General features: G+C 71.8%; 5 protein-coding genes. 2 read left to right on the top strand and 3 right to left on the bottom strand.

Going from position 1 to position 6638, the window contains the following annotated elements; translation table 11 throughout:
• Positions 1-431 precede the first annotated feature (431 nt).
• From ACFVIM_RS31045 to ACFVIM_RS31035, 3 genes are read right to left on the bottom strand one after another with little or no spacing between them, the layout of a single operon-like run.
• The gene (locus ACFVIM_RS31045; RefSeq protein WP_384308430.1) at positions 432-1049 is read right to left on the bottom strand and encodes a TetR/AcrR family transcriptional regulator; all 618 of its coding nucleotides are present in this window, start codon (positions 1047-1049) and stop codon (positions 432-434) included.
• Positions 1050-1100: 51 nt separating this feature from the next.
• Complete coding sequence (locus ACFVIM_RS31040) at positions 1101-3188, bottom strand: YhgE/Pip family protein (protein ID WP_384308427.1); 2088 nt, start codon at positions 3186-3188, stop codon at positions 1101-1103.
• Positions 3160-4041, bottom strand: a complete 882-nt coding sequence (locus ACFVIM_RS31035; protein ID WP_384308424.1) for an ATP-binding cassette domain-containing protein — start codon at positions 4039-4041, stop codon at positions 3160-3162. The genes ACFVIM_RS31040 and ACFVIM_RS31035 overlap by 29 nt, the downstream gene beginning before the upstream one ends.
• A 778-nt stretch (positions 4042-4819) precedes the next feature.
• On the opposite strand from ACFVIM_RS31035, the gene ACFVIM_RS31030 reads away from it, so the two are divergent.
• Both ACFVIM_RS31030 and ACFVIM_RS31025 read left to right on the top strand, forming a co-directional pair.
• On the top strand, positions 4820-5611 hold the full coding sequence (locus ACFVIM_RS31030; protein WP_384308421.1) for a methyltransferase: 792 nt from the start codon (positions 4820-4822) through the stop codon (positions 5609-5611).
• A 247-nt stretch (positions 5612-5858) separates the two neighbouring features.
• A complete protein-coding gene (locus ACFVIM_RS31025; RefSeq protein ID WP_384308419.1) occupies positions 5859-6263 on the top strand; it encodes a DUF3040 domain-containing protein in 405 nt (134 codons plus the stop codon).
• Positions 6264-6638: the final 375 nt, after the last annotated feature.

Raw genomic sequence — 6638 nt, 5'->3', positions numbered from 1 at the left:
GGGCCGCCCCCCCCCGCGCCGCCGGGGGCGCCGGGGCACGGCCCGCCGCGGGGCCCCCCGGGGGCGCCGGAGGCCCACCGCGGGAACCGGGGGCAAACCAGAGGAAACGGGGGAACACGGGGAACAAGGCGCTGGCCGGTGGGAGACCACCGGCCCAGCGCCGTGTTCCGTTCCGCCACCCCCGCGCGTACGCCCGTAGCCGACCGGGCGGCGGGTAGGGCACCGGACCCCGCCGCCCCACGGACCGGACCCGCGACCGGCGTACGGGACCGGGTCGGTGGCCTCCGCTACGGGCCCGGCCGGCCCGTTGCCTCCCGTACGTCAGCGGGGTCCCGTACTCCGGCGGAGTTCCGCACTCCGGCGGGGCCGTACGTCGGCGGGGTGCCGCGCGGGCCCGGGTGCCCGCACTGGTGGCCCGCCGGGGTCCGGCGTCAGCGCCCGCTCACCCGTCCGTGCAGCAGCCGCGACAGGGCCGCGTGCACATCGTCGAGCGACCGCTCGCGCTGGAACGACTGCCAGTCGAGCGCCGCCACCAGCACCATCCCGACCAGCGCGGCGGCGGAGAGCGGAATGTCGATGTCCGGGCTCAGCTCACCGTTGTCGACGGCCTCGCGCAGCACCGTCTCCACCACGGCCACCGCCTGCTGGCGCACCACCAGGAGCGTCGCCTGCCAGGCGCGGTTGGTGCGCCACAGTTCGGCCACGTACAGCTGGGTGAAGGCGGGATAGCGGTCGATGAAGACCAGACCGGCCCGGATCATCGCGTCCAGGGCCTCGACCTTGGTACCGCCGCGCGCCGCCGTCTCGTCGGCGGCGGACTGGAGGGAGGCCGTCAGCAGGCCGACGCCGTACCGCAGCAACTCCTCGAACAACTCCGTCTTGCTCTTGAAGTTGTAGTAGACGGTTCCCTTCGCCACCCCGGCGCGCTCGGCGATCTCGTCCACGGTCGTCGCGGAGAACCCCTGCTCGGCGATGAGGGTCACCGCCGCCTCGTAGAGCTTCGCCCGGGTCGCCCGGCGTCTGGTGCTGCTGCTGTCCGTCGCGTCCATGATGTCGATTCTCACAGGTTCCCCACGTTTCACGGCCGTCACTCACTCCTTTCACAGGGAGAGTTCGGGATGGAGCCGGTCCAGGCTCCACACCTGCTTGCGGCGGGCCGTCAGCGCGGTGAGCGCCAGGGCCGCCGCGGTGAAGGCGAGCAGGACCAGGGTGCCCTGCCAGACCGGGGTGAGTCCGCCGCCCGTGATGAGACGGCGCAGCGCGTCCACGACATAGCTCATCGGCAGGAAGGGATGGATGGCGTTGAAGAAGCCGGGGCTGGTCTGGACCGGGTAGGTGCCGCCCGCCGAGGTCAGCTGGAGCATCAGCACCGCCAGCACCAGGATCCGGCCCGCCGCCCCGAACCGGGCGTTCAGCCACTGGATGATCGCCGCGAAACAGCCGGTGACCAGCGCCAGGAAGCCCACCGTCCCGGCCGTGTGCGCCATCTGGAGCCCCAGCGCCCAGTGGAGCACCGCCACCAGCGCGCCGACCTGCACCAGCCCGATCGCCAGCACCGGAAGCCACCCCGCCAGCGCGATCCGCCAGGCGGAGGCCCCCGCCGCGAGCGCCCGCCGGTTCATCGGAGTGATGATCATGTACGCGACCATCGCGCCCACCCAGAGGGAGAGCGGGATGAAGTACGGGGCGAACCCCGTGCCGTAGTTGGGCGCCGCGTGCAGCGACTGGCTGGCCAGCTTCACCGGGTCGGCCATCACCTCCGTACGGCGGTCGCGGTCCTCCTTGCCGTAGTCCGGGATCTTCGCGACACCGTCGTGCAGACCACCGGCCAGCTCGGCCGAGCCGTCGGCCAGCTTGAAGAGGCCGCCGTCGAGGTCACCGGCACCGCGCTTCAGCTCGCCGACACCACTGTCGATCTCGCTGGAGCCGGAGGCGGCACCGGTCAGACCCGAGTGCAGCTCGCTCGCGCCCCGGGCGACCTTCCGGGCACCCGCGTTGAGCGCGTCGATCCGCTCGGTGGTGGACGCCAGTTCCTCGCCGAACCGGGGGGCCTGCCGGGCGAGACCGTCCGCCTTCTTCTGGAGCTCCGACAGCTCGCCGTCGAGCGCCTTCAGGCGGTCCTCGTTGGCCCGGACCACCGCGCTGACATCATCGGCGGTCTTCGCGGCACCGGCCGCCGAGTCCGCGCCGCGCTTCAGCGCCGAACACAGGGCCTCGTCGGGCTCCCCGTCACCGGTACAGCGCTCCTGGTGCAGCGCGGTCAGCCGGTCGGCGGCCTTCTGGGTCTCGTCGGCCGCCGCCGGGGCCTGGCTCAGCAGGGAGCCGATGCCCTCGCGCAGCGCCGTCGCGGTGCCGTCCACCGCCTTCGCGGCCGAGGCGACCGCGCGGCCGTCGTCCTTGAGGTACGGACCCAGCCGACCGGCGAACGCGTCGCTCTTGTCGGCCAGTCGCTGGGTGCCGTGCGCGATCTTCCGCGTACCGCGCTCCAGTTCCGCGGCGCCCTGGGTGAGCCGGGTCAGGCCGGAGGCCAGCTTCCCGGTGTTGTCCTTGGCGCTGGAGAGGCCGTCCGCGAGCTCCTTGGACCCCTTCTTCGCCTCCCCGATGCCGCCCTGGAGATCGTCCGCGCCCTTCGCGGCCTTCTCGGTCGCCGCGTGGATGTCGGAGAACGAGATGAAGATCCGGTCCAGGAACGAACGCGACGCCTTGGTGGACGCCGCTGTACGCACCTCCGAGAAGACGGTCCGTGAGATCTGCCCGACGATGTAGTTGTTGGCGTCGTTGGTCCGCACCTGGAGTGCGCCCGTCTCGGGGGAGTCGCCCGAACTGGAGGCGATCCGCGCGCTGAAGTCCTCCGGCATGGTCAGCGACAGGTAGTACCGGCCGTCCTCGACGCCCTCGCGCGCCTCGTCCGCGCCCACCTCGTGCCAGGCGAAGACCTCGCTCTCGCGCAGGTTCCTGGTGATCTCGTCGCCCGCCGCCACCTTCTCGCCGTCGGCCTTCGCGCCCTTGTCCTCGTTGACGAGCGCGACCGGGATGCGGTCGAGCTGTCCATACGGATCCCAGAAGGACCACAGATAGAGCGCGCCGTACAGCAGCGGCAGCAGAATGATCGCGACAATGGCGGCGCGCGGCAGCTTCCCCCTGCCGAACCGCTTGAGCTCAAGCGCGGCCAGTCTCGGCGAACGCATCGGCCGTCCCCTCCCCGAGGTCCTCGTTGATGTTGACGGCGGTCACGGCGGTCACGGCGCGGCTCCGGTCGCCGCCCGCGTCGCCGCTGTCGGCGTCGCCTCGGTCCGGCTCCCGGCCGTCGGTCCCCGACCGCTCTCCCGCGCGCACCACCACGGTGTCGCCCGGGGCCTGGCTGCACACCGTCAGCACGGTCGTGCCCGCCTCCGTGACCGCGCGCAGCAGCCGCCACGCCTCGGCCCGTTCGGAGTCGGAGAGCTTCAGATCCGCGTCATCCACGGCGAGCAGCCGGGGGCGGCCGATGAGCGCGAGCGCCACGGAGAGCCGCAGCGTCTCCAGCCGCTCCAGGTCGCGCACCGAGGTACGCGCCTCCTTAGGGAGCGTGCCGAGGTCCAGACCGGCGGTCAGCAGCGCCGTGTCGATCCGTTCACGCGCCTGGCGGGCCCGCTCGCCACGCGGCCTCAGCAACTCCCTCAGCGAGCCGTCGAACCGCCGCTGGAGCAGCGCGCGCTCCCGCAGGTGCTCGTCGACGGTCAGCGCCGGATCCAGCTCACTCACCGCCGGTACGGGACCGAGCGCGCTCATCCTGCGTACGGCGGCCATCCGGCGCGGCAGCGCGAGCCCGCCGACCTCGGCATGGCCCTCGGAGGGGCGCATCCGTCCGGTGAGCGCCAGCAGCAGACAGGTGCGGCCGGAGCCGGACGGCCCCTCGATCGTGATGAGCGACCCGGGCGCGGCCTGGAACGACACCTCACGGAACGCCCAGCCACGCGGCCCCTTCAGCCCGAAGCCCCGCGCGATGACGGCGGCACCCTCCACGCGTGTGACGGGCCCCGCCTCATACGGGCTCTCCACGCACCCTCCCCTTTTTGAACTGACCAGTCAGTTCAAAAAGGTACACCGGTGGGGGCGGTGGTCGCGCCCTGGGGGCGCGGGGGCGTCACGGGGCCGCGGGAGCCCGTCCGGGCGGGGCCGTCTGTAGGCCGTCCTCCGTCTGCCGGATGTTGGGGTGCCTGCGCGCCGTCGCCCGGCTGCGGCCCGGCTGCCGTGGTTGCCGTCGGTGCGGCCGTGACGGGCCGGGGCGCTGCCTGTCGCTGCCGCTGTCCTACGGCTGCCGGGTTCGGCGGCCTCCGGGCTCACCTCCTCGGGAGCGGCGGATGAGACGTCACTCGTCCCGCGAGACCCGGCTCGCCGCCCCTCCCTGCGGGGGCGACCCTGCACCCCCCGAACCTGCCCCCGGAGCCCGGCTGCCGTGGTCGCTGTCGGTGTGACCGTGACCGTTGTCGACGTGCGAAGAACGCCCACCCCCGGACTCCCCGAGGGAGTTTCGCCACCGGATTCGCTCAAGGGCCTCTGCCGGTGAGTAGCTCCGTGCGAGGACTCGACCTACCCGAGGTCGGTTCTGAGCCAAAGGGGCGCGTCGAGTTCTCAGGTGAGTCGCGCGGAAGCCGCGAGGAACGAGCGGCTGAGCACGTCGAGCCTGAGAATCTCGACTAAAGCACCCCGGAGGCGAAGAACCGCAAAAAAGACAGCAACCGCAAAAAGATAGTCTGTGTGGCGTCGTATGTTTCGCGGCCGGAGGCTCCTTTGATGGCACCCCGGCCGTCCCGCACTGTCCGAGGAGTCAACTGCCGTGCCGGACCCGTCCCCCCGTTCCCCTCGCGGGGAGACCTCGCCGCGCCCGCCCCGCGCCTCCCTTCGTACGTCTGTGGTGTGGGAGGTCCTCCAGAAGGCCCTCGATCGCACGGTCACCGCGGCCGGCAGGGACTGCCTGGACGTCCTTGACACCGGTGGCGGCAGTGGCTCCTTCGCGGTGCCCTTGGCCCAGCTCGGCCATCGGGTGACGGTGGTCGACCCCAGCCCCAACGCCTTGTTCGCGCTGGAGCGCCGGGCCGCCGAGGCCGGGGTGGCCGACCGTGTCCGTGGTGTGCAGGGCGATGTCCATGGGCTTTTCGATGTCGTCGGCCGCGGCGACCATGATGTGGTGCTCTGCCATGGCGTCCTGGAGTATGTGGATGATCCGGCTGAGGGTGTGGGGAACGCCGTGGCGGCGCTGCGGCCCTCGGGCGTGCTCAGTCTGCTCGCGGCGGGGCTCGGTGGCGCGGTGCTGGCCCGTGCGCTCGCGGGGCACTTCACCGAGGCCCGGCAGGCGCTGACCGACCCGGTGGGCCGCTGGGGCGAGGGTGACCCGGTGCCCCGGCGTTTCACCGCTGATCAGCTCGCCGAGCTGGCCGGTGCCGCGGGGGTGGAGGTGGATGGTGTCCACGGGGTGCGGATCTTCGCCGATCTGGTCCCCGGAGTCCTGGTGGACACCGAGCCGGGAGCCCTGGAGGCCCTGCTCGCGCTGGAGGCCGCCGCGGCCGAGCTGCCCGCCTTCCACTCCGTCGCCACGCAGCTCCACGTCCTGGGCCGGAAGCGCGGCTGATCAGCGGCTCAGCCGCAGATGGAGTACGCCACAGACCGCCCGATCGTGGCGCTTGCCCCGTATGATCGAGGGACACCATCCGGCATGACGGATCGGAGGTTGGGGAATCTACGCCTCAACAGCCAAGCCGCCGTGGCGGCCCAGCTGGCGATTTGGCGTAGAGGGCGGGTTTCACGGGGGCGATTCCCTGCCTATCCTGAAAGGGCCGCATACGGTCGCCCCCGCGGCCGACGACTAGGAGGACTCCGTGCCGCTCTCGGAGCACGAGCAGCGAATGCTCGAGCAGATGGAGCGAGCGCTGTACGCCGAAGATCCCAAGTTCGCTACAGCGCTTGAGGGAAGCGGGCTGCGCACGTACACCCGGCGACGGGTCTACCAGGCGGTCTTCGGCTTCCTGGTGGGTATCGCGCTTCTTATGGCCGGAATGGTCATGCAGCAGATCTGGATCAGCGTGGTGGGGTTCCTCGTCATGCTGGGATGTGCGGTCCTCGCGGTCACCGGATGGCGTAAGGCGCCCAAGCCAGGTGAGCAGCGGGCGCTGGGTGACGCCCCGGGCGGGCGTGGCCAGGCGCGTTCCACACGACAGCGCCGGTCGATGATGGACCGGATCGAGCAGCGATGGCAGCGCCGCCGCGATGAGCAGGGGCACTGACCTCACTGATCCAGGCGAACCTCGTTGACCTGGGATGACCAGGTCGGCCGAGGGCCCGGATCACCTTCATTCTTGTGATCGGAAGCCTCCCTGGCCCCTTCTTCGGGACTGGCCGGGGAGGCTTTCGTGTGCCTGGCCCGTGGGGGCGTCCTTCGCGGGGGTTGTCGCGAGGCGCCGCCCTCGCCTGTTTCGGCGGCTCGGGCTCGCGGCGGCAGGCCCATGGCAGTCCATGATCCGTCCCGACCTGGCGAAGTCGTCTTTTTCCCGGGGACCTGCGGGGCGTATCCGGAAGCTGTGGGTCCCTGTCTGTTCACGATCGGCGAGCCTCGCTCCCAGGGGGCTGGGAATCCGCCGCTGAGCCGCGCCCTCGCCGAC

Origin of the sequence: Streptomyces sp. NPDC057638 (assembly GCF_042800315.1) — a bacterium.
Taxonomy (GTDB): Bacteria; Actinomycetota; Actinomycetes; order Streptomycetales; family Streptomycetaceae; genus Streptomyces.
Note: the sequence above shows the minus strand (reverse complement) of the source record. Positions and strands in the feature narration are given on the sequence as shown.

What these genes read in the sequence shown, in the direction of transcription:
- ACFVIM_RS31045 (WP_384308430.1), bottom strand. Translation starts at nt 1,049, where the DNA reads ATGGACGCGACGGACAGCAGCAGCACCAGACGCCGGGCGACCCGGGCG.
- ACFVIM_RS31040 (WP_384308427.1), bottom strand. Translation starts at nt 3,188, where the DNA reads ATGCGTTCGCCGAGACTGGCCGCGCTTGAGCTCAAGCGGTTCGGCAGG.